The 24,334-nt window shown below is 61.3% G+C and carries 23 protein-coding genes; 13 read left to right on the forward strand and 10 right to left on the reverse strand.

Annotated features, from left to right (window positions below; translation table 11 throughout):
- The first annotated feature begins 82 nt into the window (after positions 1-82).
- Complete coding sequence (locus ACOOHD_RS08775) at positions 83-586, forward strand: O-acetyl-ADP-ribose deacetylase (protein ID WP_420461194.1); 504 nt, start codon at positions 83-85, stop codon at positions 584-586.
- A 4-nt stretch (positions 587-590) separates the two neighbouring features.
- Here the strand turns inward: ACOOHD_RS08775 and ACOOHD_RS08780 are convergent, their stop codons facing one another.
- Positions 591-1,883 carry an ATP-dependent DNA helicase gene (locus tag ACOOHD_RS08780; protein ID WP_420461195.1) on the reverse strand — a complete coding sequence of 431 codons (1,293 nt, stop codon included), beginning with the start codon at positions 1,881-1,883 and terminating at the stop codon, positions 591-593.
- Positions 1,884-2,099: 216 nt separating this feature from the next.
- Between ACOOHD_RS08780 and ACOOHD_RS08785 the strand changes: the two genes are divergently transcribed.
- The 8 genes from ACOOHD_RS08785 to ACOOHD_RS08820 all read left to right on the forward strand — a co-directional run bounded on the left by ACOOHD_RS08785 (position 2,100) and on the right by ACOOHD_RS08820 (position 11,519).
- Positions 2,100-2,645 carry a DUF3575 domain-containing protein gene (locus ACOOHD_RS08785; protein WP_420461196.1) on the forward strand — a complete coding sequence of 182 codons (546 nt, stop codon included), beginning with the start codon at positions 2,100-2,102 and terminating at the stop codon, positions 2,643-2,645.
- 165 nt (positions 2,646-2,810) lie between these two features.
- A complete protein-coding gene (locus ACOOHD_RS08790) occupies positions 2,811-4,745 on the forward strand; it encodes a glycoside hydrolase family 97 catalytic domain-containing protein (protein WP_420461197.1) in 1,935 nt (644 codons plus the stop codon).
- Between the two features lie 212 nt (positions 4,746-4,957).
- The gene (locus tag ACOOHD_RS08795; RefSeq protein ID WP_420461419.1) at positions 4,958-5,377 is read left to right on the forward strand and encodes a c-type cytochrome; all 420 of its coding nucleotides are present in this window, start codon (positions 4,958-4,960) and stop codon (positions 5,375-5,377) included.
- A 63-nt stretch (positions 5,378-5,440) separates the two neighbouring features.
- Positions 5,441-5,827: a hypothetical protein gene (locus ACOOHD_RS08800; RefSeq protein ID WP_420461198.1), complete on the forward strand. Its 387-nt coding sequence runs from the start codon at positions 5,441-5,443 to the stop codon at positions 5,825-5,827.
- 26 nt (positions 5,828-5,853) lie between these two features.
- The gene (locus tag ACOOHD_RS08805) at positions 5,854-6,639 is read left to right on the forward strand and encodes a M15 family metallopeptidase (protein WP_420461199.1); all 786 of its coding nucleotides are present in this window, start codon (positions 5,854-5,856) and stop codon (positions 6,637-6,639) included.
- A gap of 66 nt (positions 6,640-6,705) precedes the next feature.
- Positions 6,706-7,056 (forward strand): hypothetical protein, encoded by a 351-nt coding sequence (locus tag ACOOHD_RS08810; RefSeq protein WP_420461200.1) that lies wholly within the window; start codon positions 6,706-6,708, stop codon positions 7,054-7,056.
- A gap of 214 nt (positions 7,057-7,270) precedes the next feature.
- Positions 7,271-9,667 (forward strand): alpha/beta hydrolase family protein, encoded by a 2,397-nt coding sequence (locus tag ACOOHD_RS08815; RefSeq protein ID WP_420461201.1) that lies wholly within the window; start codon positions 7,271-7,273, stop codon positions 9,665-9,667.
- Positions 9,668-9,713: 46 nt separating this feature from the next.
- Entirely contained in the window at positions 9,714-11,519 is a 1,806-nt protein-coding gene (locus ACOOHD_RS08820) for a DUF5060 domain-containing protein (protein ID WP_420461202.1), read from the forward strand.
- A gap of 20 nt (positions 11,520-11,539) precedes the next feature.
- Here the strand turns inward: ACOOHD_RS08820 and ACOOHD_RS08825 are convergent, their stop codons facing one another.
- Entirely contained in the window at positions 11,540-12,253 is a 714-nt protein-coding gene (locus ACOOHD_RS08825; protein WP_420461203.1) for a polyprenol monophosphomannose synthase, read from the reverse strand.
- Positions 12,254-12,294: 41 nt separating this feature from the next.
- On the opposite strand from ACOOHD_RS08825, the gene ACOOHD_RS08830 reads away from it, so the two are divergent.
- Complete coding sequence (locus ACOOHD_RS08830) at positions 12,295-13,104, forward strand: transporter (protein WP_420461204.1); 810 nt, start codon at positions 12,295-12,297, stop codon at positions 13,102-13,104.
- A 119-nt stretch (positions 13,105-13,223) separates the two neighbouring features.
- On the opposite strand, the gene ACOOHD_RS08835 is transcribed toward ACOOHD_RS08830, so the two are convergent.
- From ACOOHD_RS08835 to ACOOHD_RS08855, 5 genes are all read right to left on the reverse strand, one after another.
- Complete coding sequence (locus ACOOHD_RS08835) at positions 13,224-13,982, reverse strand: (Fe-S)-binding protein (RefSeq protein WP_420461205.1); 759 nt, start codon at positions 13,980-13,982, stop codon at positions 13,224-13,226.
- A 168-nt stretch (positions 13,983-14,150) separates the two neighbouring features.
- Positions 14,151-15,713: an AAA family ATPase gene (locus tag ACOOHD_RS08840; RefSeq protein WP_420461206.1), complete on the reverse strand. Its 1,563-nt coding sequence runs from the start codon at positions 15,711-15,713 to the stop codon at positions 14,151-14,153.
- Positions 15,714-15,792: 79 nt separating this feature from the next.
- Positions 15,793-15,981 carry a 30S ribosomal protein S21 gene (gene rpsU, locus ACOOHD_RS08845; RefSeq protein WP_420461207.1) on the reverse strand — a complete coding sequence of 63 codons (189 nt, stop codon included), beginning with the start codon at positions 15,979-15,981 and terminating at the stop codon, positions 15,793-15,795.
- 65 nt (positions 15,982-16,046) lie between these two features.
- A complete protein-coding gene (locus ACOOHD_RS08850) occupies positions 16,047-16,340 on the reverse strand; it encodes a hypothetical protein (protein ID WP_420461208.1) in 294 nt (97 codons plus the stop codon).
- A gap of 4 nt (positions 16,341-16,344) precedes the next feature.
- The gene (locus ACOOHD_RS08855) at positions 16,345-16,956 is read right to left on the reverse strand and encodes a hypothetical protein (protein WP_420461209.1); all 612 of its coding nucleotides are present in this window, start codon (positions 16,954-16,956) and stop codon (positions 16,345-16,347) included.
- Between the two features lie 72 nt (positions 16,957-17,028).
- Here ACOOHD_RS08855 and ACOOHD_RS08860 point away from each other — a divergent pair, with 72 nt between their 5' ends.
- Positions 17,029-19,473: a TonB-dependent receptor domain-containing protein gene (locus ACOOHD_RS08860; protein WP_420461210.1), complete on the forward strand. Its 2,445-nt coding sequence runs from the start codon at positions 17,029-17,031 to the stop codon at positions 19,471-19,473.
- Here the strand turns inward: ACOOHD_RS08860 and ACOOHD_RS08865 are convergent.
- Positions 19,470-20,990, reverse strand: coding sequence for a T9SS type A sorting domain-containing protein (locus ACOOHD_RS08865; protein ID WP_420461211.1), 1,521 nt, complete (start codon positions 20,988-20,990; stop codon positions 19,470-19,472). The two genes, ACOOHD_RS08860 and ACOOHD_RS08865, sit on opposite strands and share 4 nt — an antisense overlap.
- Positions 20,991-21,168: 178 nt before the next feature.
- Between ACOOHD_RS08865 and ACOOHD_RS08870 the strand changes: the two genes are divergently transcribed.
- Complete coding sequence (locus ACOOHD_RS08870; protein ID WP_420461212.1) at positions 21,169-22,131, forward strand: ATP-grasp domain-containing protein; 963 nt, start codon at positions 21,169-21,171, stop codon at positions 22,129-22,131.
- A gap of 177 nt (positions 22,132-22,308) precedes the next feature.
- Here the strand turns inward: ACOOHD_RS08870 and ACOOHD_RS08875 are convergent, their stop codons facing one another.
- Together ACOOHD_RS08875 and ACOOHD_RS08880 are read right to left on the reverse strand one after the other, a co-directional pair.
- Positions 22,309-22,713 carry a DoxX family protein gene (locus ACOOHD_RS08875; protein WP_420461213.1) on the reverse strand — a complete coding sequence of 135 codons (405 nt, stop codon included), beginning with the start codon at positions 22,711-22,713 and terminating at the stop codon, positions 22,309-22,311.
- A 26-nt stretch (positions 22,714-22,739) separates the two neighbouring features.
- The gene (locus ACOOHD_RS08880; RefSeq protein ID WP_420461214.1) at positions 22,740-23,177 is read right to left on the reverse strand and encodes a hypothetical protein; all 438 of its coding nucleotides are present in this window, start codon (positions 23,175-23,177) and stop codon (positions 22,740-22,742) included.
- Between the two features lie 73 nt (positions 23,178-23,250).
- Here ACOOHD_RS08880 and ACOOHD_RS08885 point away from each other — a divergent pair, with 73 nt between their 5' ends.
- On the forward strand, positions 23,251-24,312 hold the full coding sequence (locus tag ACOOHD_RS08885; protein ID WP_420461215.1) for a branched-chain amino acid aminotransferase: 1,062 nt from the start codon (positions 23,251-23,253) through the stop codon (positions 24,310-24,312).
- Positions 24,313-24,334: the final 22 nt, after the last annotated feature.

Below are 24,334 nucleotides of genomic sequence, written 5' to 3' on the forward strand. Positions count from 1 at the left end.
CATTTGGTGGGTCCAGCTACCGTTAGCTGATCCCAGAGCGTCCAACGATTTGGCGTACTATTAGTTGTTAGACCGTTTAATCATGCAGCTTCACCTCCTACAGACCGACATCACTACCCTTACCGTAGACATCATCGTCAACGCCGCCAATTCCAGCCTTCTCGGCGGCGGGGGCGTCGACGGGGCCATCCACCGGGCGGGCGGACCGGACATCCTGGCCGAATGCCGACAGATACGGGCGCGGCAGGGCGGCTGCAAGACGGGGGAGGCTGTGATCACGACTGCCGGTCGACTACCCGCTCAGCAGGTTATTCATACGGTGGGACCCGTTTGGACTGGAGGGAACAAGGACGAAGACGAGCTCCTACGCAACTGCTATCTCAACGCCCTGGCACTGGCGGAGCAGCAGGACGCCCGTTCGATCGCCTTTCCCAACATCAGCACCGGGGTATACGGCTTTCCGAAACAGCGGGCGGCGGAGGTAGCGGTACGGGCGGTGCGCGACTTTACCGCCCAGTCCATCACGGACGTATACTTCGTCTGCTTCGATACAGAAAACTACCGGATCTACGAGACCTTGATCTAACTCCTCACCGCCGCCCCTCATAAAACTGCACCACCTCCGGGTCTACCAGGACGTCGCGCAGGCCCAGCGGCTGGCGCAGCACGATGCCCTCCAGGGTACGGCAGCGGCTCAGGGCCACGTAGGTCTGCCCGTGCTCGAAGGCCCCCGAGCGGCCCAGGTCGACGATGATCTTATCGAAGGTCTTGCCCTGCGATTTGTGGATGGTTACAGCCCAGGCCAGGCGCACGGGGAGCTGGCGGTAGGTGCCCAGGGTTTCGGTGGCAATCTTGCGCACATCGGCCGTATCGGCGGTGTAGCGGATGATGTCCCACTCGTCGTACTCGACCTCCACCTCGACCGGCTTGCCGTTTTCGACGATCTCGATCTTGACCGACTCCGGCTTGCACTGGGTGATGGTGCCGATGGTGCCGTTGACGAAGCGGCGGTCGGGGTCGTTGCGCAGCGTCATCACCTGCGCGCCGACCTTGAGCTTGAGCAGCTGGGGCACGGGGAAGAGCTTTTCGGGGAAGTTGCCCTTTACCTCGGCCGTGTAGAGCATCTCGGGGGCGTCGAGCTCGGCTAGGGCCGTGGCGTTGATCTTGCTTACCGTGGCGTTACGGGCGGCCAGGGTCAGGTAGCTTTCCCCCTCCGGCGGCTCGAAGTCGGGCAGGCAGCGGGCGTTGAGATCGGCAAGTTCCTCGCGGTCGACGGTGGCGTTGCGGATACTTTCCAGTAGGCGCAGGAAGTGGCGGCTGTCCTGGCGGTACACCTTTTCCAGCTCGATCATCTCCAGGTCAACGTGGTCGAGCGCATCGGCGCTGAAGAAATAGGGGCTGGCGTAGCGCAGACTGAAGAACTCCCGCTCCGTCTGGCTACTCACCACCGGCGGCAGCTGGAACAGGTCGCCAAAGAGAATCAGTTGCACCCCCCCGAAGGACTCCCCATTTTCCCGGTTGAGCTTCAGGGCGTAGTCGATGGCTTCCATCACGTCGGCCCGCACCATGCTGATCTCGTCGATCACCAGGGTTTCCAGGTTCATGAACAGGCGGCGGTTGCGGCGATTGGGGCGCACGTCCTTCGACTGCAGCAGCCTGGGTGGGAAGTTGAAGAAGGAGTGGATGGTCTGTCCGCCCACGTTGAGGGCCGCTACGCCGGTCGGGGCCAGTACGACGACGTTGCGGCGGGTGCTGCGCTTGAAGATTTGCAGTAGGGTCGACTTTCCCGTGCCGGCCCGCCCGGTGATGAATAGGTGCTGGCCGGCCTCCATCCGCTCCAGGGCGTAGTTGAATTCTGGGCTGAGCTGGAGAGGGGTGGGCATGGGGTGAAGGTAGTACAATGCTGCCTCCGGCAGCGGCAGAAAAATGCAGCCTCTGGCTGCGTGGAGACCCGTCGGGATTTCAGGGATGGCCGAAGACTACCTACGTTTAAGTTGATGCTAACGCGTGTCCTAATCTATAGTTAAACCCCCACACAAACCGCACATAAATCACCGTCAGGAATACATTTAACCCCATAACCAAGCAATTTTACCCCCATGAAAACAGTACTTCTCATTCTCTTCTTTTTCCTGGCGTGTGTAACCGCTACCGCCCAGGTCGACGCCAAACTCAACGCAGGCTCGGCCATCTTCGGGGGGCTGGGCCTAGCGGCGGAATTTCCTCTTGGGGCGCAGTCGGCGGTGTCCATCGGGGCGGGCTACTCCGGACTGGGTATCTCGTTCGACAACAAGGACGAGTACAGCTACCGCAACCTGCGCTTGATTCCCGAATACCGCTACTACTTCGCGCCGCGCAAAACCATGGACCGCTTTTTCGTGGGCGGGTACGGCAAGCTCGGTCGCCTCACCGGCATCGACCGCGACACCGATGAGCGGGTCACCACGGGACGGGCGGCGCTTGGCATCCTGGCCGGCCACAAGTGGGTGGCTCCGAGTGGCTTCGTCTTCGAGCTTAATGCCGGACTGGGCCGGGCCGTCTCCTTCGGGGGCGGAGATGGGCAGGAGGCGCTCTACCAGCGGGCTATCGGGGTGCTGACGGCTACGGATGTGCGGCTGGGAATTTTGGTGGGGTGGCGGATTTAGCTGGTGGATCATTTTGCGGAGGGATTCAGAAAATGGCTTTGCCATTCTCTTCCACCCCTCCGCAAGCAAGGGTGCCCCTTCCAGGGACGGTAGTTACGAAACGCGGCACGGTCTCTAGCTTCCCTGGAAGGGGAGCCCTTCCCAGCGGAGCCCTACCTTAGCCTCATGACTAGACTCGCCCTATTCACCGCCCTACTCCTAGGCCTCTGCACCCGCGTCCCCGCCCAAACCGTCCTGCCCTCCCCCGATGGAAATCTACGGGTAGAAATGACCGAGCGCACCCCGCTGAGCCTGACGCTGTACGCCGGAGACGAGGAGGTACTGCGCGTAGAAGACATCCGCCTCCAGTACGGACCCGATGCCTACCCTACCGGCCGGGCACAGCTTAGCGATATTACCGAAGTCGGCGGAAGTGTAACGCCGCAGGTGGCGACGAAGCGGACGGAGATACCCGAGTCCTACCGCCAGCAAACTCTCACCTACCGCGACGGTACCGAGGTGGATGTACGCCTGTACAACGACGGACTGGCCTACCGCCTGCGCAACCTACCGGCCGGGGAGCTGACCGAGGAATCGTTCGACGTGCGGCTGGACCCCACCAGCGAGCTATTCTTTCCCAAGGAGGAGAGCTACTACAGCCACAACGAGCGGGTGTACCTGCGGGGCACGCCGGCGGACTTTGCCGATAGCCTGGCGAGCCTGCCGCTACTGGCGGTACTGCCTACGGGCTACCACGTGTTCGTATCGGAGAGTAACCTGTATGACTTTCCGGGACTGTGGGTGCGCGCTAAGGCAGAGGGCCTTACGGGTACTCATCCGGCGGTGCCGCAGGATATCTCCGACGTGAACGATCGTACGGAAACCTTCGAGCGCCATGCCTACGTCGCGGTGACCGAGCGGGGAGCGCAAATTCCCTGGCGGATCCTTGGCGTGAGCGAAACGGCCGCCGGACTGCTCGACAACCAACTGACCTACCTGCTGGCCGACGAGGCGCAAGGGGACTTCAGCTGGGTACGGCCCGGGCAGGCGGCCTGGGACTGGTACAACGCCAACAATGTATACGGGGTGGACTTCGCGGCCGGGATGAACACCGAGACCTATAAGTACTACATCGACTTTGCGGCCGACTACGGCATCCCCTACGTGATCCTCGACGAGGGCTGGTCGCCGACGGAGGACGTGCTCACCGCCGTGCCCGAGATCGACATGGAGGCGCTGACGGCCTACGGTAAGGAGAAGGGGGTGGGGCTGATCCTTTGGGGGCTCTACAAGCCCTTCTACGAGAACCTGGAGGCAGCGACGGCCCTCTACGAGCAGTGGGGCATCGCGGGGGTGAAGATCGACTTCATGCAGCGCGACGACCAGGCTATGGTGAACCACTACCGGGAAATGGCCGAGGCGACCGCGGAGCACAAGCTCCTGATCGACTTCCACGGTGCCTACAAGCCCGCCGGTCTGCACCGCACCTACCCCAACGTGATCACCCGCGAGGGGCTCAAGGGGCTGGAGTGGTATAAATTCGGCAATCCGGAGAGCGGCGTGGGGCCGGAGCACGACGTGACGCTACCCTTCATTCGGATGGTGGCCGGTCCGATGGACTTCACGCCAGGTGCCATGCGCAACGCCCAGCCGGAGCAGCACCACTTCGTGTTCAGTCGGCCGATGAGCCTGGGTACCCGCGCCCACCAACTGGCGATGTACGTGGTGTACGAATCGCCCCTCCAGATGCTGGCTGACTCCCCCACCGCCTACCTGAAGGAGCCGGAGGTGACGGAGTTCATCACGAGCGTGCCCACGACCTGGCGGCAGACCGTACCTATCGACGGCGTGGTGGGCGATTACGTCGTGGTAGCCCGGGAGGCTATGGATGGCGACTGGTACCTCGGCGCCCTCAACAACGCCACCGCCCGTGAGCTGACCGTATCGCTAGACTTCCTACCGGCCGGCACCTACGAGCTGGAGCTCTACCGCGATGGCGTGAATCACGACCGCTACGCCGAGGATTACAAGATGGAGCGGGTGGTGGTGGAGGCCGGACAGGAGCTGACGTTGCCGCTAGGCCGGGGCGGTGGCTGGGTGGGGCGGTTCACGGAGCGGTGATCTTCGGCGGACGAGCTAAGCTGCGCAAAGCTCGGCCGACGAGGAGAGGTCGACGAGCAGGGCTAGTTTAGAACGAGTGTAAACACTGTTATCAAGCTTGCCGGTGCCCGGTGGAAGGACTAACTTTAGTAAAAGCATCCGCCATGAACGTCCGCCTGTTCTTACTGACGCTACAGACTGCGATCGCCTGCATTGTGATCACTGGTCTGACGATGATTCTTTGGCGCTCTACTTCTGCGCACACTGAGGAACCTCGACTCATCGATAGTGGTGCCATTGTCCCGGCGATATTTGGATCATACGCGGGTCTACCGGACTCAATCCCAAATCCCTCGCGCGGTAAGGATGTATGGAAGATAAATGGCTGCGGGGTGTGTCATGCTCAAAGTATGAAGGATGTGCTGACCGGTCCGGCACTCGGAGGCGTCACGGAGCGCTGGGCAGCTCACCCACGCGAAGACCTGTATACCTGGATACAATCGAGTCAGAAACTGATTGGAGAGGGGCACCCCCGGGCCATCGCGGTTTGGAACGAATGGAAACCTACGGTAATGCCCATCTATCCGGATCTAACGGACGAGGAGTGTGCGGATCTGTTAGCGTATATCGAAGTGGTCTACGCGGACTACTGAAGCTGTCGCAACTGCAAGTTGCGCGGCACGGCGCGGCTGCAAGCCGCATCGTACTTTTGCCACATGCTCACCTCGCGATTTTTCGGGCTACTGGCGGCCGTAAGTGGACTGGCGGCCCTGGGTGCGTTCCTGTGCCACTGGCTGCTGGCGATCGACTACGCCGTGCCGTTCACGATCGCGACGGGGCTGGTATTTGCCTTCATCTGCGTAGCCCTATTTTTCCTGGGGCGGCGGAGCGCAGGTGCGGAGAATCGCATGCTATTCAGCAACGTGTTCCTGGGGTTGACCATGGTGAAGATGCTGCTGTGTGGCCTGCTGGTAGTGGGCTACGTACTGTTGGGGGCCCCGGCGAATAAACTCTTCATCGTGCCCTTCTTCTGGCTTTACCTGGTGTACACCGGTTTCGAGGTCTACTTCCTGATGAGACTTTCGGCGGTGGTGGCGAAGTAAGTCCGGGGCAGCTACCTTAGCGGCGTATGCATTTCCTTCTACCTACTCTCCTGCTGCTCCTGGGCTGTGGAGCTTCCGCCCCGCCCGCCGCGACTTCCGTTGCACCTGCGCCCCCGCCCATTGCCATTGACAGTTTTCCTGCCATTCCAAGCTACGCCTACATCACCGGGAAATTCGACCCCTCCGAGCACCCTGACTTCGTACCGGTGGCCGACCGCTACGCCGACGGCGACCCTTACCTCCTACACCGGGACACCTACGGCGCCTTTGAGCGGATGTACGCAGCAGCTGAAGCCGACGGGGTGAAGCTCGTGATCGTCTCCGCCACCCGCAACTTCGCCCGCCAGAAGCAGATCTGGGAGGCCAAGTGGCGCGGCGAGCGCTTGCTGGAGGGCACCGAAAAGGCCGATGAGGTGTACCCCGATCCCGCCGACCGGGCCCGGGCCATCCTGCGGTATTCCTCCATGCCCGGTACCAGCCGCCACCACTGGGGCACCGACATTGACCTCAACGCTCTGACCAATGACTACTTCGACGCCGGGGAGGGCAAGCGGATCTACGACTGGCTCACCACCCACGCCGCCGACTACGGCTTCTGCCAGCCCTACACGCCTAAGGGTGATGCCCGGTCCACCGGCTACGAGGAAGAACGCTGGCACTGGAGCTACGTGCCCCTGGCAAAGCGGCTCACGGACTACGCCGCCACCGAGCTGCGGGATGGTGCTATTTCCGGCTTCGACGGGGCGCAGGCCGCACCCCAGATTCAGGTAGTGAAAAATTACGTGTTAGGCATCAATAAATCGTGTAGGTAGCCCCCCGCACCCCGCCTAAACTTCCCCCCCCGCCCACAACGTTACCACTCCCACAAGAATACCCACATGGAACTGTTCGACATCAACCGCTACGCGCTCATCCTCACTCCGAGCGAAGCCTTACTCCGCTGGGCCATTCGCGAGGACGCTAGCCTGGAAGAAGAGATCGACTTCGACGACACCTCCGACCTGACGACCGTCTACCTACTGCCCGACTTCGAGGAAATGGAGGAGGCAGAAGACTGGCTGGAACAGAATTTTATGCCCATCCTCGAAAACCTGCTCTCCGAGTGGGTCGAGGACGATAAGGCCTGGCCCGATAACTTAGCCTTCAACCACCTCGAAAAGTTCGGCGACTATACGATCACCAATATGGTCATCGATACGCAGGATGCTGCTTACGATCAGGAAGAGTAGCAAGGGGTTAGGGGGTTAAGGATTGAAGGGGTTAAGGAGGCGGCAATGCTCGCTGCGCTCGTCAGATGGGGACGCACCTATGGTCAATACTGCACCTGCGGCCCCGCCCCTCTTTTCCACTGGCGGTATGTAGTGTGCTTTTGTATCACGTCATGCCCGTATTGTCTGTTACATCTCCACCATCCGCCCTTTACGCCTTAACCCCCTTAACCCCTTGGTCTACCAACGCCCCCCCCAGCCCATCGCCGACCTCGTTAACCTGAAGCCCGATCCGCTGATGCTATTCGGGCCCGACCCGGACTACATCGTGATCGCCGACCGGCCGATGTACCCCAGCATCGAGGAGCTCAGGGAGCCGAAGGTGAAGCTGGCCGGCCGGCAGATCAATCCCGATGCATTTACCCCCTACGGGACGCGCGGCTTCCATAACCCGCGGCTACACCAACTTTCGACCGGAGAAGACCACCACTTCATCGGGCTCCCCGAAGAGGGCAGCTACCGGTACTTTACGTGGTCGCCGGATGGTCTGCAGGTCGCCTTTTGTCTGGTCACGGAGCACGGTCTCCAGCTCTGGACGGCCAACCGCAACAGCCGTGAGTGTTACGCCGTTGGGGAGGCCGATATCAACAACAGCCTCGGTGGGGTGCCCTACGATTTTATCGGCAACGACCGCTTTCTCATCAAGCGCCGCATTGCCGGTCAGGTAAAACCGGAGCGGACGAAATCCGTCACCGGACCCACCGTACAGGACTCCTCCGGCAAGGAAGGAGCCAACCGCACCTACACCAACCTGCTGGAAAACGAGTACGACGTGGCGCTCTTCCGCTACTACGCTACCGGACAGCTTTACATGCACCGCCTGGATACCGGGGAGGAAAAGGCGTGGGCGGAGCCCGGTATCATCGCCGGACTCGGCGATTCCCCCAGCGGCAAGTACTTCGTGATCACCTACGTGGTGGAGCCCTTTAGCTTCAATGTGCCCTACGACAAGTTCGCCGATAAAGTGCAGCTGCTCGACCAGGAGGGCTACGTAGTGCGTGAGCTCACCCAACGCCCGACCGTGGAGCACCTGCCGCCCGCCTTTGGGGCCGTCATCACCCAGCCGCGGCGCTACAGCTGGCGCAGCGACCACCCCGCCCAGCTCTACTGGACCGAGGCCCTCGACGGAGGCGATCCCCGTACCCCAGCCGACTACCGCGAGCAGCTCTACTACCTGGAGGCACCCTTCACTGGCGATCCGCAGCCAAGCATCAAACTGCCCCTCCGCTTTGGGGCGCTGCGCTGGGGCCGTGGCGACCTGGCCATCGCCATCGACTGGGAGTGGGCCACCCGCCGACAGGTGACGCGGCGCTGGTATCCCGACGAGCCCGAGCGGGAGCCGGAGGTGCTCTTCGACCACAACTGGGAGGACAACTACAACGATCCCGGCAGTGTCATCACCACCTCGCTGCCGAGTGACCACAGCGTACTGCTGACGCGCGATGACGGCCAGACCCTGATCATGGTCGGCAACGGCCACAGCCCCGACGGTCCGCGCCCCTTCGTCGACGCGCTAAGCCTGGTCACGAAAGCCAAGACACGTCTCTGGGAGTCGACCCCACCCTACTTCGAGCGCCCATTATTTTTCCTCGACCAGGATCCGAACTCCTTCCTGCTAGCCCGCGAGCAGAGTAACGAACGGCCCAACTTCTTCCTGCGCCACCTCATCACCGGCGCGGAAACCCGGGTAACCAACTTCCCCCACCCCTACCCCCAGCTCCAGCACACCCAGTACGAGCTGCTCACCTACGCCCGCGAAGACGGCGTACAGCTCAGCGGCGAGCTCCACACCCCCGAGGGCTTCCGAGCCGGTGTCGACGCCCCCCTGCCCATCCTCATGTGGGCCTATCCCCAGGAGTATAAAGATGCCGATAAGGCCGGGCAGGTCACCAGTAGTGCCCATCAGTTTCGGCGCATCAGTCCGCTCTCTCCCCTCCCCTTCCTGGCGGCGGGCTACGCCGTATTCGATGACTTCGCCATGCCCATCGTCGGGGAGGGTGAGGAGGAGCCCAACGAGACCTTCATCGAGCAGGTACGCATGAACGCCGAGGCCGCAGTGCGCAAACTGGTCGACGGCGGCGTGGCCGATCCCAACCGCATCTTCGTCGGCGGCCACAGCTACGGGGCCTTCATGACCGCCCACCTGCTGGCCCACACCGATCTATTTGCCGGGGGCATCGCCCGCAGCGGGGCCTTCAACCGTACCCTCACCCCCTTCGGCTTTCAGGCTGAGGAGCGCACCTTCTGGCAGGTACCGGACACCTACGTGCGGCTCAGCCCCTTCGTGCACGCCGATAAGATCGATAGCCCGCTGCTGCTCATCCACGGCGAGGACGACAGCAACAGCGGCACCTACCCCGTACAGAGCAAGCGCATGTTCACCGCCCTGGACAACCTCGGCAAGACCGCCCGCCTCTGCCTGCTGCCCTACGAGGACCACAGCTACGCCGCCGAGGAGAGTATCCTCCACATGCTCTGGGAGATGCACCGCTGGATGGAGCTATACGGTACCCCCCAGAACGGCGACGCTCGTCAGCCGAGTTCCTTATCGCTCGCGCCAAGCGAGCGGTAAGGCTCGTCTGCCGAGTTTCCTTAAGTTTACCGGAAACCACCCCCCAGTGCGCTTCCCCCTGCTGTTACTTCTCGCCCTGTTATTCACTACTTGCCGCACGGCCGTAGAGACCATCCTCCCCGAGGTAGCCAAGTGGCAGGAGATGACCCTGACCTTTCCCGGCCCCATGACCGGCGAGCAGGCCGCGGTCAACCCCTTTACCGACTACCGCCTCGACGTCACTTTCACCAACGGCGATCGCCAGCTTACCGTGCCAGGTTTCTACGCGGCTGACGGGCGGGCGGGTTATACGGGTGCTACCCAGGGCAGTACGTGGCAGGTCCGTTTTCGCCCCGACCGGGAGGGGGAGTGGAGCTACACCGGTCAGCTCGTGGAGGGCAAAAATGCCTACCTAGGCGCCCCGATAGCTATTGGGGCTGGTGCAACCAAGGTTGTGGAGCGCTACAGCGGTGGTTTCTACGCCGGCCCCGCCAAAGCTGGCGAAACCGGCCGCCTCATCCGCGATCACCCCCGCTACCTGCGCTGGGCGGAAAGCGGCGACTACTTCATTAAATCCGGCGTCAACAGTCCGGAAAACCTGCTGGCCTACGCCGACTTCGATGGAACGTACCGGCATAGTGACGACTTTCGGGAGGGGGAGAGCAAGGCCGAGGGGCTCCACGAGTACGCGGCGCACCTACCAGACTACCGCACCGGCGACCCCGCCTGGAACGGAAAGGGAAAGGCGCTCATCGGTGGCATCAATTACCTCCACGGTGCCGGGGTGAACAGCATCTACTTCCTGACCATGAACATCAACGGCGACGGCAAGGACGTGTGGCCCTACACCAGCCACGATGAGTTCAGCCGCTTCGACGTGAGCAAGCTGGAGCAGTGGGAGATCGTCTTCGACCACGCCGATAGCCTGGGCATGATGCTGCACTTCGTGCTCAACGAGACCGAAAACGAAACCCTCCTGGATGGGGGTAATACCGGTCCGCAGCGCCGGCTGTACTTCCGCGAGCTCGTGGCCCGTTTCGGCCACCACCGCGCCGTGACCTGGAACCTGGGCGAGGAGAATGGCCCCAACAATTGGTCCGAGACCGCCCAGGACAACGACCAGCAGCGGGCCGTGATCGAGTGGTTCGCCGAAAACGACCCCTACCAGAACTATGTAGTGCTGCACACCCACCCGGGGGAGGAGGCCTTTGCGGAGATCTACCGTCCACTGCTAGGAGCTACAGACCTCGACGGACTCTCCCTTCAGCTCGGCTGGCCCTGGACCACCAACGAGGTGACGGCCAGGTGGCTGAAGCTCAGCGCCGAGGCCGGTGCCCCCTGGATCATCACCCTCGACGAGATCGGCCCCTGGTGGCGCGGCCTCGATCCCGACGATGCCGTACCGAACAACCAAGACAGCCTACGCGCCCTGGCCCTCTGGGGCAACCTTCTGGCCGGCGGCGCGGGGGCCGAGTGGTACTACGGCGCCCGTAGCCCTAACAACGATCTCAACCTCGAAGACTGGCGCACCCGCGAGCGCGCCTACCGCTGGACGGCCCACGCCCGGGAGTTCTTCCGCGACCACCTACCTTTTTGGGACATGCGGGCCCACAACGAGCTCACGGCCGGCGAGCAGCAGTTCTGCTTTGCCAAGCCCGGGGAGGTGTACGCCGTAGCTACGCCCTTCGGTCAGCCGGCGAAGCTTGATTTGAGCGGGGCGGAGGGGGAGTTTACGGTGCGGTGGTACGATCCGCGGGAGGGCGGCGAGCTGATCGATAAGGGGGAGCGGGTGCTGGCCAGTGATGGGGTGGTGCGCCTGGTGCCGCCGGGGGAGGGGGACTGGGTGGCGCTCGTTACCCGTCGGACGCTTTAAAAGCGTCCGACGGGTATCACCTACCGCAGCCGCAGGCTCAGCACCCCGAACACCGCCTCGCGGATGATCGACTTGTGCATCTTACTCTTGCCCGCCACCCGGTCGGTGAAGGTAATGGGTACCTCCACGATCTTGAACCCCAGCTCACGGGCCGTGTACTTCATCTCGATCTGAAAGGCATAGCCGATGAAGCGAATCTTATTGAAATTCATCGCCTCCAGCACCGGGCGGGAGTAACACATGAAGCCCGCCGTAGGATCCTTGACGGGCATCCAGGTCACCATACGGGTGTACAGACTCGCGCCGTAGGAAAGAATAATGCGGTCGAGCGGCCAGTTCTTTACGCTACCGCCCCGGGTGTAACGGCTGCCGACGGCTACGTCACCGGGACCGTCATGGCAGGCGGCGCGTAAGCGAATCAGGTCGGCCGGCGTGTGGCTGAAGTCAGCGTCCATCTCAAAAAAGTACTGGTACTGCTCGGGGCGCTTGAGTCCCCACCGGAAACCGTCGAGGTAGGCGGTGCCTAGTCCCAATTTTCCGGCCCGTTCGAGTAGGTGCAGCTTCGTGGGGTATCTTTGTTGTAACTCACGTACCACATCGGCCGTGCCGTCGGGCGAGCCGTCATCGACCACCAGGAGGTGAAAGGGTTGCGGTAGGCCGAACACCGTCTCCACCATACGCGCGATATTCTCGCGTTCGTTATAGGTGGGTATGATGACCAGGCTATCGCTCAAAGGGGGGTGGGTCGAATGAGCCGCCAAAGATAGGCTACACCATGAGAAAGCTAGGGCTAGGGGGGCGCTGCACGCAGGTACTACTACTTGCCTCCCTGGGCGTGTACGGCCAGGGTCCCATCGGTGGTTTTCCCGTCGAGAAGGGCAGCTTCACCCTGGCGCCCGCCTACAGCCGCGAGCATTACGGCACCTACTTCGGGGAGGGGGGCGTAGCGGAAGACCGCGAGATCACCACTACCAGCTACAGCCTATTTTTAGAGGCCGGCCTGAACGAGCAGACCGCCCTGGTAGCCACCCTCCCCTACCTGCGCACGGACCAGGACCGCGGCAGCCTCCAGGACGCCTCCGTATGGATCAAATACATGAACCTGGAATCCCCCACCCGCAATGCTACTCACCGGGTATTCACGGCCGTGGGACTGAGCTTCCCCGTCGGCGACTACGCTACCACCGGCATCGCCGCCATCGGGCAGCGGGCTACCGTCTTCCAGGGCCGGCTGGTGTACCAGTACCAGTTCGACAACGGCTTCTTCCTGCACGCGCAGTCGGGCATTGATTTTCAGTTTGCCCCCGAGAGCCGCTCGACCTGGCCGCTGCTGCTGCGCACGGGCTACGGCGCGCGCTACTTCTACGTAGAAGGCTGGCTGGAGTTCGTCACCGCCCTGGAGGGCGGCTCGGCGGTACAGACGGCTACGGCCGGGAGTGGGAGTAGCTGGCGGCGGCTGGGGGCTACGCTGTATGTGCCGGTGGTGCCTTGGCTGGGGGTGGTGGGCGGTGGGGCTTACGTGCCGGGCGGTGAGTACATCGGTAAGAGCACGCGGCTTAACCTGGGATTGGTGGTGAAACTTTGAGCTGACGTTGGAGGCGCCTGGCGGCACCGGGTTTGAACCGCAGAGTGCACAGAGGGACGCAGAGACGTCTTCAGTAACACCTCTGTGTTCTCTGCGCTCTCTGTGGTAGTTATCCAGTCCTAACGGGAAGTCATACCGGCGGTAACCCGGCTATTCAAAATCTCCGCCACGTGCATCACCCGCAGCGGCAACTGCTCCCGGCGGATTAGCCCCTCCATGTGCATCAAACAGCTCATGTCCCCGCTAGTAATCACCTCGGTACCGTTGCGCAGGTGATCGGCCAGGCGGTCGCGGCCCATCTTCGTCGATAGCTCCGGTTGATTGACGCTGAAGGTGCCGCCGAAGCCGCAGCACTCATCCACCCGATCCAGGGGCACCAGCTCCACGCCCTCGACCATATCGAGGAGGTAGCGGTAGTAGCTAAAGTCGGCCCCCACCCGCTCGGAGCCGTGGCCGAGACGCAGCCCCCGTAGTCCGTGGCAGCTATTGTGAATACCCACTCGTGCCTCGAACTGGGCATCGAGGGATTCTACCCCCACCACGTTGATTAGGAAATCAGCTAACTCGAAGGTCCGCTCACGTACGGCTCGCACTGCCTCGCTTTGCTCCAGTACATCGTAATGCGCGTTGACGTGGTAGACACAGCTGCCTGATGGGCAAACGATGTACTCGTACTGGCTGAAGGTGTCGACGTAGTGGGTGTAGATGGGTCGGGCCTCCTGCTCCATGCCGCTATTGGCCAGGGGCTGGCCGCAGCAGGTTTGCTGGCGGGGGTAGACGACGGTGCAGCCTACGCGTTCCAGGAGCTGGAGGGTGGCGATGCCGGCCCTGGGGTAGAATTGATCGATGTAGCAGGGGATGAATAGGGCGACGGTCATACCACAAAGTACAATGCTGCCTCCGGCAGCGGTAGACGTAGCAGCCTCCCCCGATAGCTATCGGGGCGAGAGCCGCCTTGGCGGCGACCGGAGTAACATAAGTAGCAACACGGGGGAGTCTAGCGCAGCCAGAGGCTGCATTTTGCTGCCGCTGCCGGAGGCAGCATTTTACTGACCAGCATACTCGAAGTGCAGCTTCTCCAGCCGCAGCAGCAGATCCTCCAGCGCATCGCGCACCTCCTCCAGATTCGCCGATACTACCGTAGCAAAGGCCGCCTCCACAAAGAGGTGATCCTCGATCCCCCGTAGCTCATCCGGCCCCTGCTCGCGGATGCCTGCCAGCTGCTGCTCGATGTAGGTGCGCAGCCGCTCCGTGCGCTCGTCCCAGAACTCCTGCAGGATGCGGTGGGGCGTCTTGCGGATTACCTCCTGCCGCTCCACTAGATGGGTTTTGAGGCGAAAGACGGTATCGGTGCCGTTGAAGTTGACCTCGATGGTATTCTCCCGCGGCCCCTTGCGGCCCCGGATGCGGTTGACGAGATTCTTCTCCTCGTCGTAGAAGTTGACGCTGCTGAACTCCCGGTCGCTCAGCCCCCGAAACTGCTCGATGGTGACCAGTACGCCGCGGAACTGGCTCAGGTCCTTTTCCAGCTCGTAGTAGCTCTCCTGTACCGGGAGTAATTGCTCCTCTTCCTGCACCAGCTTGATGCGGGTCTCCTCGCGTACGTCGGACTCGAACTCGCGCACCTCCTTCTTTAAACTAGACAGATTCACCGCCACGGAGTAGCCGTGCTTGCGTACCGCATCGACGATCATCTCACGCACTACCTCCCGCTGCTCGGGGCTGTTCCAGAGGCAGTGCTCGAGCAGGAAGCAGTCCATGAGGTTGACCCGGTCGCGGCCGTGGAGGAAGGCGGAGGCGCGTAGTAGTCGGACGGCCTTTTTCCAGCGCCGGTCGTAGATCAGCAGCTGGCTGGGCGCGTTATTGGGCTGGGCGTTGTACTGCTCGATCTTGTAGAGGAGTAGCTGGAGGGTGTTGAGCACCTCGGCCGGTACTTCGGTGGCGTCGATCTCGGTGCTCCAGTGGTCGAGCTCCTCCTCGGAGAGCTTGGTGGCGGTAGCGATATTGTCTTCGTAGACATCCTGGGTATCGACCACCATCTTGACGAAGTTCTGGTACTGGCTAATCTTGCCTAGTTCCAGGCGGACCAGGAAGCGGTCCCAGATCGGAGCCAGGTTCGCCGAGCGCGGCGGCAGCTCATTGCTGGCCGTGATGATGCCGCGGATGTCGACCTTCATATCCTCCTCCCCATTGCGGTAGATCTTCTCGTTGAGGATGGTCAGCAAGGCATTTTGGATGGCGGGGCCGGCCTTCCAGATCTCGTCGAGGAATACGATGTTGGCCCCCGGCAGGTAGCGGTCGGTGAGGCGCTCGTACTTGTCCTCGTCGCGCAGCTTCTTGATCGAAATGGGGCCAAAGACCTCATCCGGCGTAGAGAACTTCGACATGAGGTACTCGAAGCTCACCCCGTCGCGAAAGGCGTACTTGAGGCGGCGGGCGATCAGGCTCTTGCCCACCCCGGGGGGGCCTAGTAGGAAGATACTCTCCCCGGCTACGGCCGTTAGCAGCGCCAGTCCCATGGCACGGTCGCGCTCGTAAAGCCCGGCGGTAAGGGCTTCCAGCAGGGCTTCGGTGCGGGCGCGTAGCTTGTTTTCGGGGTTAGCGGTCATAGGGGGGTAACGTACGAACGGCCCGCGGGGTCAGTTCCACGGGCCGTTCGTCATTTCGGGTGATGGGGCAGGGGATAACCTACCGCTCGCCGTATTTTTCCAGGCGGTATTCTGCCTTCAGTTTTTCCTTGCGGCGCTTCACGCTGGGCTTGGTGAATTCGCGGCGGTTGCGCAATTCACGGATCACGCGGGTATTGATGGATTTGCGCTTGTAGCGCTTCAGGGCGCGGTCGATATTCTCGCCTTCGCGTACGTTGATAATTAGCATTAAGCGGTCATAATTTTTTGATTTGGAGCGCAAAGGTACGGAGTAGCTGCCGAATACACAACCTTCTATACCCCTGCCTTTATCTCCAACACCGTCCGCCCCGCCTCCGTTCGGTACTGAAGGTGCTCAATCTTCACCTTTCGCAGTAGTAGTTTCGGATCGGGTAGTTCAGTAGTCTGGGAAGCGGGCGGGGCCGCAGGTGCGGTGGACGTGGCCGAAGCAGGCTTAGTGAGCTGGCTGACGAGTTCGTGTAGGCCAAGGTTGACCAACTCATCGGTGACGACAAACTGCCCCTCCACGGAGCTGCCCTGAAGGTCGGAAAAATCGGTATCGATGAGGTGCTGAAGTACGGGATGCATGGGCTTAAACTTGATCGGGTTGTGCGAGGAGATGGATGTCTAGGAGTAGGTGGTTAGCCTGACTGGTGAGGTGAACGCGGTGTAGCAGGGGCACGAACTGCCGGTATCCCAGGTGCGTCAGCAGGGCGGGTACGTGGAGGCGGATCAGGCTACTGTTGATGTCGACGCCCCGGGGTAGACGCGACTCTACCAGTCCCTGCACCAGATTGATGAGGGGCTTGTCGAGGAATTTCAGTCCGTCGGTGATCGCAAACTGTAGCCAGGGCTGCTCCGGAAAGCTCACCGGGGGGCCGGGCACCAGGGTGATGCGGCGGGTGACGCGGCCGATAATCGGGGCGTTGGCGGCCAGGTGAACACGGAATTTGTTTCCCGCCTCGGGATCGAGGTAGAGCTCGCTGATGGGGGTGCCGCCGGGGCGGGCGGCGAGCACCTCGTTGAGCAGGGCGCGGGTCAGGGGTAGGGTGATGCGTAGATCGGTACCGGCAAAGGAGCCGCCGGGGTCGGTAAAGGCGGCGGCCAGGGCGGGGTTGCTGAAGGTGGGCATGGTGGGGATAACCGAGTGGGTGGAGCGGGGTTCGTTTGGGATGATGGCGGGATTGTTCGACGGTTGGGGCATTGCGCTCTACGGTTCGGACGAACGGTAGCTGTGGTACCACGTTTTAACTATCCACCTTAAGAGGTCAATCCCATGAAGCTGATTTATACCACCCTGCTACTATTCCTTTGCACCTGCGTCCGCGCCCAAACGGATGCGCCCTCACTAGCCCCGAATACTGGAGGTGTGGGCGGGCAACTCAGAGATGAGGCCACGGACGAACCCGTAGGTTTTGCCAATGTCGCGGTATATACGGTTGATGACGGGGAACTGGTCAGTGGCGCTACTTCGGACATCGACGGCAACTTTACCATCACTGGACTAAAATACGGGGACTACCGCCTGGAGGTGACCTTTATCGGCTACGAGGGCGAGGAGATGATGCTGGAGCTCAACGACAGCGAGCGCTTTCTACGGGTCGGAGAGATCGACCTGGCGGCCGGCGGGGCTACCAACCTGGACGAGGTGGTGGTGACCGCCGACCGGGCCATCATGGAACTGGGGCTGGACCGCAAATCCTTTAACGTGGAAAAGAGCGTGGCGGCCAGTGGCGGCTCGGCCGAGGACCTCCTGCGGCAGATACCCGGTATCACGGTCGACCTGGAGGGGAATGTGAGCCTACGCGGTAGCGAGGGGGTACGCTTCCTGATCAACGGCCGGCCGAGCGGTATCGTGGGGAGTGACCCGGCTACCTACCTGAAATCCCTGCCCTCGGCCAGTATCGAGCGGGTGGAGGTGATCACCAATCCCGGGGCGGCCTTCGACCCCGAGGGCACGGCCGGTATCATCAACATCGTACTGAACAAAAAGCAGGAGGACGGCTTCAACGTATCGGTCAACCTCAACGCGGGCACCAACAATAAGTACGACGGTAACGTGGACCTGAACTGGCGGGTGGGTAAGTTTAACTCCTTTGCCGGGGTGGCCGGGCGCTACGACGAGCGCTTCTTTCGGGGCTTTCGGGAGCAAACCGGGACGCTGGGCGACTCGACCTTTAGCCGCTACTTTGACTTCAATGGCGACCGGGTGCGGCAGAGTCAGCTCTTTAAACTCGGCACGGAGTATGCCCTGAGCCCGCTGGCCACCGTAGCCATCCAGGGAAACCTACAACTGGAAACCGGCGACAATAATAACCTGCGCACTACCGACTTCTTCGACAGTGAGGGCGCCCTGGACCGTACCCAGCAGCGCACCGAGACCGAACCCAGCGAGGAGACCGACTGGGAGGTGCAGGCCAACTACACCCAGAACTTCAAGCAGGAGGGCCGGCGGCTCACCTTCCAGGCCCAGTACAGCGAAAACGACGAGGAGGAGATCGAGAACTACGACGAGATCATCTTCGATGCCTTCGGCGCTCCGCTTTCGACGGACCTGCAGCGGTCGCCCGCTCTGGAGGGCCGGAGCCAGTTCCTCACGCAGTTGGACTACGAGCAGTCGTTTGGCGACTTCAAGCTCACTACCGGCTGGCGTACCACCATCCAGCGCCTGGAGGAGGACGCGGCCTTTCAGCTGTTCCGCAATCAGGATTTCCTGACCATCGACAGCCTGAGTAACCTATTCGCCTACGACGAGGACGTACACGCCCTCTACGCCACTTTCGGGGGCACCATCGACAAGATCACCTTCAACGCCGGCCTGCGCGCCGAGCAGGCCTACACCACCAGCCGGCTGCTGGAACCCAACATCGAGACCTTCGAGAACGACTACTTCAAGGTCTACCCCAGCGTATTCGTGGGCTATGCCTTCGACGACAATACTACCCTACAGGCCAGCTACAGCCGGCGCATCGAGCGGCCGCGGGCCTGGGCCCTCAACCCCTTTGTGGACCGTGGCGATCCCTTCAACCTACGCTCCGGGAACCCCTTCCTACTGCCCGAGCTCATCAACAGTTTCGAGCTGAACGTGCAGCAGGAGTACGGCAAGGGCACCTTCACCGGCGGGGTGTACTACCGGGGGCTGATGGACATCATCAGCCGCATCACCCGCATCCAGGAGGGCGGTGTCTCCCTGAGTACCCGGGCGAACCTAGACAGTGGCCGCGACTACGGCGTGGAAGTCATCACCACCTACCGCCCTACCCAGAAACTGGACCTGACGATTAGCGGCAACGCCTACCGCTCCGAAATCACAGGGCAGAGCGACAACGAGAACATCGACCAGAACGGCTACCTGTTTAGCGGCAACGTACAGGGCAGCTACAAACTTCCCTGGGACGTGGATGCGCAGTTCACCTACTTCTACCGCTCGCCCGGCGTGCGGCCGCAGGGGCGCATTGAGTCGATCCAGAGTCTGGACATGGGTTTCCGCAAGGACATCCTCAACGATAGAGCCAGCGTGACCCTGCGCGTCACCGACGTGTTCAACCAGCGCCGCTACCGCTTTACGACGGAGACGGGTGGCATTGTGACCCGCAGTGAGTTTCAGCGGGAGAGCCGCATCCTGTACCTCGGCTTCCAGTATAGCCTCAACCAGCTCGGCCAGCGCCGGGAGGGCGACCGACGGGGAGATGGTGGCGGTGGTGGGGATGATGATTTTTAGGGGGTCGCGATTACCTGACGCCGGCCCACCACACGCCCCCCCTCAAACACCACCAAAAAGTAACTACCCACAGGCAACGTTTCGGTAAACAGTGACTGTTGGCTCCCGCCGCGCATCCACTGGCTCTGCACCTGCGACCCCGCCAGATTGTAGAGCCTGACTTGGTAGCTAGCCGTACCGGGAAGCACCACGTTAAGCTGACCGCTAGTAGGATTGGGAAAGACCTGGAACTGAGCGTCGAAGGCGGCGTCGAACTCGCGTACGCCGATGATGATATCGGAGAAATCATAAGGAGTACCGCAAGCGGGGACTCCCTCCACGTCCAGATACCGGATGAAGGTCTGTACTGGCGACATGCCAATGGCTAGCGTGTCCGACGAGAAAGGGATGAAAGGGGCCTGTACGCCACCGGGGGCCGCCCCGTCCAGTGCTGCGTCGTTGTAACCACACGAGTCCGCCTCACTGGGAAAGTCAGCCTCGAAGGTGAAGCGTGTGCTGAGCTGGTCGCAGGCTCCTCGAAAGAGTGAACGTACCCGGTATTCGAGCTCATCCATTAAGCTATCGGTCACGGTGCGTGCTCCGGGCTGAAGGCCTCTGAGTGCGTCGGGATAGGCGTACGCCCACTGCATGATCGTATCGCGGTAGAGTACGGAGTCGCGCCCCGGCCGGGACCCATCGGTACGGACAGCGAAAGTGAGTAGATCGCCGGTCGTAGTGAAGGTGACCGTCTCATCTGCTAAAGAGTCAACGCTGGTAACAGTAAGCGTACGTTGTCGGTGTAGATCGTAAAGTGCATCATCGGTAGGCGAAATTTGACGGGCGGGAGTCACCTCATCGATATGGTATTCGTTTCCTACCTGTACCCTACCGTACACCTCGTCAGCCGGCAGCTGGAGACCGAGTTCGTCCTGACTGGTGCCCGCTAATCGCAGCGGGGGCAAGTCTCCCAGTAGATCATAAAAGAACGTTCCCTCCACCAGACCGTACGTACGGCTTATACTGATCCGCGAGAGAGTGTCTCCGTCTCCATCGATCAAGGCGATGATCTTGACCGAATCGGAAATGTTAAACAGGGAATCCTGCCTAACCGCTTCTACTACTGCGCGCACCGTGACCGAGTCATTGCGCAGGGCCGTCCAGGTACTGCCCGTTGCAGCACCCTGGTACAGGACGAGCTGACCCAGTTCCGCAAAATTCATGAGCGTACTGTCCACCCCCTGGCATACCGCGTAGCCAAACGGAGAGGGTACCTTATGGATACAGGCCTGTTCGCTCTCCTGGTCAAAAGCGAGAGAGGTGTAGAGGTCCTGACAACCAAGACTATCCACTCGCACGCCGTAAAACTGCGTGGTGAATACCTGATCTAGTGGAACGTAGTTTTCGTTCTCGTACAGGTACTGCACCCCCGGCTGGAAGAGCTGAAAGGGGGACTGGGCGCGTACGCAGGTGCTGGCCAGCACGAACAGTAGAATGCCCGGCGTAGACGACAAAAACACAGGCGGTAAGAATCCCTTCATGGAGTGGGGCGGTGAGTACACCAATAAAGGTAGACGATAGTTTACTTCGGTGTATCGGTGAGATATGTTAAATCCTTGCCTGTCTACATATGCTGCACCTGCGGCCCCGCCCCCGGATAACAAGGTGTAAACAACTGCTGGAAGTTTACCTTAGCACCCGTAAACACACTCCCCCCCCATGAAAAAGATCGGTATTCTCTACGGCCGCGAACGCTCCTTCCCGCCCGCCGTCATCCAGCGCATCAATGATAAAAACGTAGACGGCATCCGCGCCGAACCGGTCAAGATCGACAAGGTAGGACAGGGACTGAACCCCGGCTACGCCGTCATCATCGACCGCATCAGTCAGGACGTGCCCTTCTACCGGGCCATGCTCAAGAATGCCGCCGCTACGGGTACCGCCGTGATCAATAATCCCTTCTGGTGGAGTGCCGATGAGAAGTTCTTCAATAACGTACTAGCCGTTGGCCCCGCCGGCGTGCCCGTGCCCAAGACCGTGCTGCTGCCCAGCCACACCAAGCCGGACGACACCAGCGATGAGAGCTTCACCAACATGGCCTACCCACTGGACTGGCAGAGCATTTTTAACTACATCGGCTGGCCCGCTTTCATGAAGCCCCACGCCGGCGGCGGCTGGAAGAGCGTCTACAAACTAGGCGGCCCCGAGGAGCTCTGGAAGGCCCACGCCGAGACCGGCCAGCTCGTGATGATGCTACAGGAAGCTATCGACTTCACCAGCTACTTCCGCTGCTACTGCATTGGGCGCAAGTACGTCAAGATCATGCACTACGAGCCGCGTAACGAGTTCCTGAATCGCTACAAGGTGCAGCACGACGTAAGCCAGGAGATGCTACAGACCATCCACGACTACGTCCTCCAACTCAATAACTGGCTCGGCTACGACTTCAACACCGTCGAGTTCGCCATCCGCGACGGTATCCCCTACGCCATCGACTTCTGTAATCCGGCCCCGGATGCGGACAAGTTCAGCGTCGGCGAAGAGAACTTCGAGTGGGTGATCGAGACGGCGGCGAACTACGCCATCGAACGGGCGCAGGCGCAGGAGCCGGGGCGGGATAATTTGACCTGGGGGGAGTATATCCGGACTGCGGTGAATGGGAACTACGCCTTTGGGAGGTAGACCCGTGCGTTGCACGGGGTAGACCCCTCGCTGGCGCGTTCGGGGGTAGACCGCTGCGCGGGTAGAGCTACCGCATGTCGTGCCTGCGAGACGAGTCTAACCCGAAGGGTCTATCCGCAACGCGGTCTACCCCCAAACGCGTAAGCGAGGGGTCTACGTCAAAGCAACGCGTTGACTCTACTTAATCTTATCGACGAATAACCGGTGATCCAGCGAGTACCGGCCCGGCCCGGCGATCAAAATCACGATGGCGGCGATGGCGTAGTGCAGGGGATTGGCGATCTTACCCCACTCGTCACCGGCGGCGGCGTGGACCAGAAAGGCAGCCACGAGCATCGTGATCAGGTAAGGTATCGTAGCCAAGCGGGTAAAAAACCCGAAGGCGATCAGAAGTCCCCCGAAGAACTCCGCCGAGCCGGCCAGGATCAGGCTAGCGGTAGAGCCGATGCCGATCACGTCCGGAAACTGAAAATTGCCATTAAATACCTTGATCATCTTACCCAGCCCGTGGGCAAAGGCCATCTCCAGCCCGAACCAGAGCCGGAGGATGAAGAGCGCCAGGTCGATGTTTCCTTTTGTCATAGCCGCTAAATTAAACAACAGCCGATCTACCGCGCAAAGCGCTCCTTCATTCCGTTCCACAGCGCCCCGGCCGCCCGGTTATCCCCCCCTGCCTTAGCCTCCTCAATGTACTCCAGGCTATCGGCGATTAGGTAGGTGACCCCGCCTACCTCCAGCGGGAAGTAGTTGGCGACCTCGAAGTGGAGGCCGAGACCTGCTAACTCGTAGCCGAACAGCATCACTTTCGTTACCCCCAGCGCCCGTACCAGCCCCGTTAGGTCCAGGTCTTGGTCGGCCGGCCACTCCAGCAGGTGCAGCTGCTCGCCCGGTGCGTCGTAGCCCGCCGCCGCCAGAATGCGACTTAGAAAAGCCCGCCGCGACAGCTCCCCGTGGTACACCACCAGCAGCTCCAGCCCCCGCGCCGGACCCAACTTTTCCAGCGCCGGCCCAACCTCCGGCTGACCAATTAGATTAAAGGGTAGCATGTGTCAAAGGTAAGCAGACCACTGCCAGCAAATTGTACATTGTACCTTGTCCATTGTAAATGGTAAATTGATAATGACCACCACCCAGATCCGCACCGAACGCGTCCAGCAGTCCCGCCTCGATAGCGTAGATTTCAGTAACCTGCCCTTCGGCAAGATCTTCAGCGACCACATGTTCGTCAGCGACTACCGCGACGGCGAGTGGACCGACGAGCGCATCATCCCCTTCGGCCACTTCACGATGCACCCGGCCAGTATGGTGCTCCACTACGGACAGGCCATCTTCGAGGGTATGAAGGCCAGCAAACACCAGGATGGCACGCCACTGCTTCTGCGTCCCGAAGAGCACGCCAAGCGCCTCAACGCCAGCGCCCGCCGCATGATGATGGCCGAGTACCCGGAGGATCGGTTCGTGGAGGCCATTAGCCAGCTTGTGGCGCTGGATAAGGATTGGATCCCACCCGCTGAGGGTAGCGCGCTCTACCTGCGCCCCTACATGTACGCGACGGATGAGTTCATCGGCGTGCGACCCAGCGAGACCTACCGCTTCTGCATCTTCACCGCACCGGTGGGGCCTTACTACGCAAAGCCCGTCCGTCTGGTCGTCGAAGAGCACTACGTACGCGCCGTGCCCGGGGGTACCGGAGAGGCGAAGGCAGCCGGCAACTACGGAGGTAGTCTCAGGGCCGTCCACGAAGCCAACCAACGCGGCTTCGATCAGGTGCTGTGGATGGGCGGGCCGGATAAGAAGCAGATCCAGGAGGTCGGTACCATGAATGTCTTTTTCGTGATTGACGGTGAGGTGATTACGCCGGCTACCGACGGGGCCATCCTCAGGGGCATCACCCGGAAGATGTTTATCCAGATTTTGAAGGACAAGGGTATTCCGGTCAGCGAGCGGGTCATTACTATCGACGAGGTGGCGGCGGCCTCCAAAGCCGGCAAACTAGAGGAAGCCTTCGGCGCGGGCACGGCGGCGGTCGTCAGTCACATTTCCGAGCTACAGTACGGGGAGCACCTTATGCAGCTACCACCGGTAGCGCAGCGCAAGATAGGCCCTATGCTCAAGCAGTACATTGATGGACTGCGGGTAGGGAAGGTGGAGGATACGCACGGGTGGCTCGTGCGGGTGTAGCTACTCGGCCGCTGCTCGTCTG

Source organism: Neolewinella sp. (assembly GCF_965214665.1).
Classification (GTDB): Bacteria; Bacteroidota; Bacteroidia; order Chitinophagales; family Saprospiraceae; genus Neolewinella.

Excerpts from the sequence above, each read along its gene's own strand:
- ACOOHD_RS08875 (WP_420461213.1), bottom strand. The coding sequence starts at position 22,713 with ATGACAAAAGGAAACATCGACCTGGCGCTCTTCATCCTCCGGCTCTGG.
- ACOOHD_RS08860 (WP_420461210.1), top strand. The coding sequence starts at position 17,029 with ATGAAGCTGATTTATACCACCCTGCTACTATTCCTTTGCACCTGCGTC.
- rpsU (WP_420461207.1), bottom strand. The coding sequence starts at position 15,981 with ATGCTAATTATCAACGTACGCGAAGGCGAGAATATCGACCGCGCCCTG.
- ACOOHD_RS08840 (WP_420461206.1), bottom strand. The coding sequence starts at position 15,713 with ATGACCGCTAACCCCGAAAACAAGCTACGCGCCCGCACCGAAGCCCTG.
- ACOOHD_RS08775 (WP_420461194.1), top strand. The coding sequence starts at position 83 with ATGCAGCTTCACCTCCTACAGACCGACATCACTACCCTTACCGTAGAC.
- ACOOHD_RS08785 (WP_420461196.1), top strand. The coding sequence starts at position 2,100 with ATGAAAACAGTACTTCTCATTCTCTTCTTTTTCCTGGCGTGTGTAACC.
- ACOOHD_RS08810 (WP_420461200.1), top strand. The coding sequence starts at position 6,706 with ATGGAACTGTTCGACATCAACCGCTACGCGCTCATCCTCACTCCGAGC.
- ACOOHD_RS08830 (WP_420461204.1), top strand. The coding sequence starts at position 12,295 with ATGAGAAAGCTAGGGCTAGGGGGGCGCTGCACGCAGGTACTACTACTT.
- ACOOHD_RS08800 (WP_420461198.1), top strand. The coding sequence starts at position 5,441 with ATGCTCACCTCGCGATTTTTCGGGCTACTGGCGGCCGTAAGTGGACTG.
- ACOOHD_RS08885 (WP_420461215.1), top strand. The coding sequence starts at position 23,251 with ATGACCACCACCCAGATCCGCACCGAACGCGTCCAGCAGTCCCGCCTC.
- ACOOHD_RS08880 (WP_420461214.1), bottom strand. The coding sequence starts at position 23,177 with ATGCTACCCTTTAATCTAATTGGTCAGCCGGAGGTTGGGCCGGCGCTG.
- ACOOHD_RS08805 (WP_420461199.1), top strand. The coding sequence starts at position 5,854 with ATGCATTTCCTTCTACCTACTCTCCTGCTGCTCCTGGGCTGTGGAGCT.
- ACOOHD_RS08795 (WP_420461419.1), top strand. The coding sequence starts at position 4,958 with ATGATTCTTTGGCGCTCTACTTCTGCGCACACTGAGGAACCTCGACTC.
- ACOOHD_RS08790 (WP_420461197.1), top strand. The coding sequence starts at position 2,811 with ATGACTAGACTCGCCCTATTCACCGCCCTACTCCTAGGCCTCTGCACC.
- ACOOHD_RS08855 (WP_420461209.1), bottom strand. The coding sequence starts at position 16,956 with ATGCCCCAACCGTCGAACAATCCCGCCATCATCCCAAACGAACCCCGC.
- ACOOHD_RS08780 (WP_420461195.1), bottom strand. The coding sequence starts at position 1,883 with ATGCCCACCCCTCTCCAGCTCAGCCCAGAATTCAACTACGCCCTGGAG.
- ACOOHD_RS08835 (WP_420461205.1), bottom strand. The coding sequence starts at position 13,982 with ATGACCGTCGCCCTATTCATCCCCTGCTACATCGATCAATTCTACCCC.
- ACOOHD_RS08870 (WP_420461212.1), top strand. The coding sequence starts at position 21,169 with ATGAAAAAGATCGGTATTCTCTACGGCCGCGAACGCTCCTTCCCGCCC.
- ACOOHD_RS08865 (WP_420461211.1), bottom strand. The coding sequence starts at position 20,990 with ATGAAGGGATTCTTACCGCCTGTGTTTTTGTCGTCTACGCCGGGCATT.
- ACOOHD_RS08850 (WP_420461208.1), bottom strand. The coding sequence starts at position 16,340 with ATGCATCCCGTACTTCAGCACCTCATCGATACCGATTTTTCCGACCTT.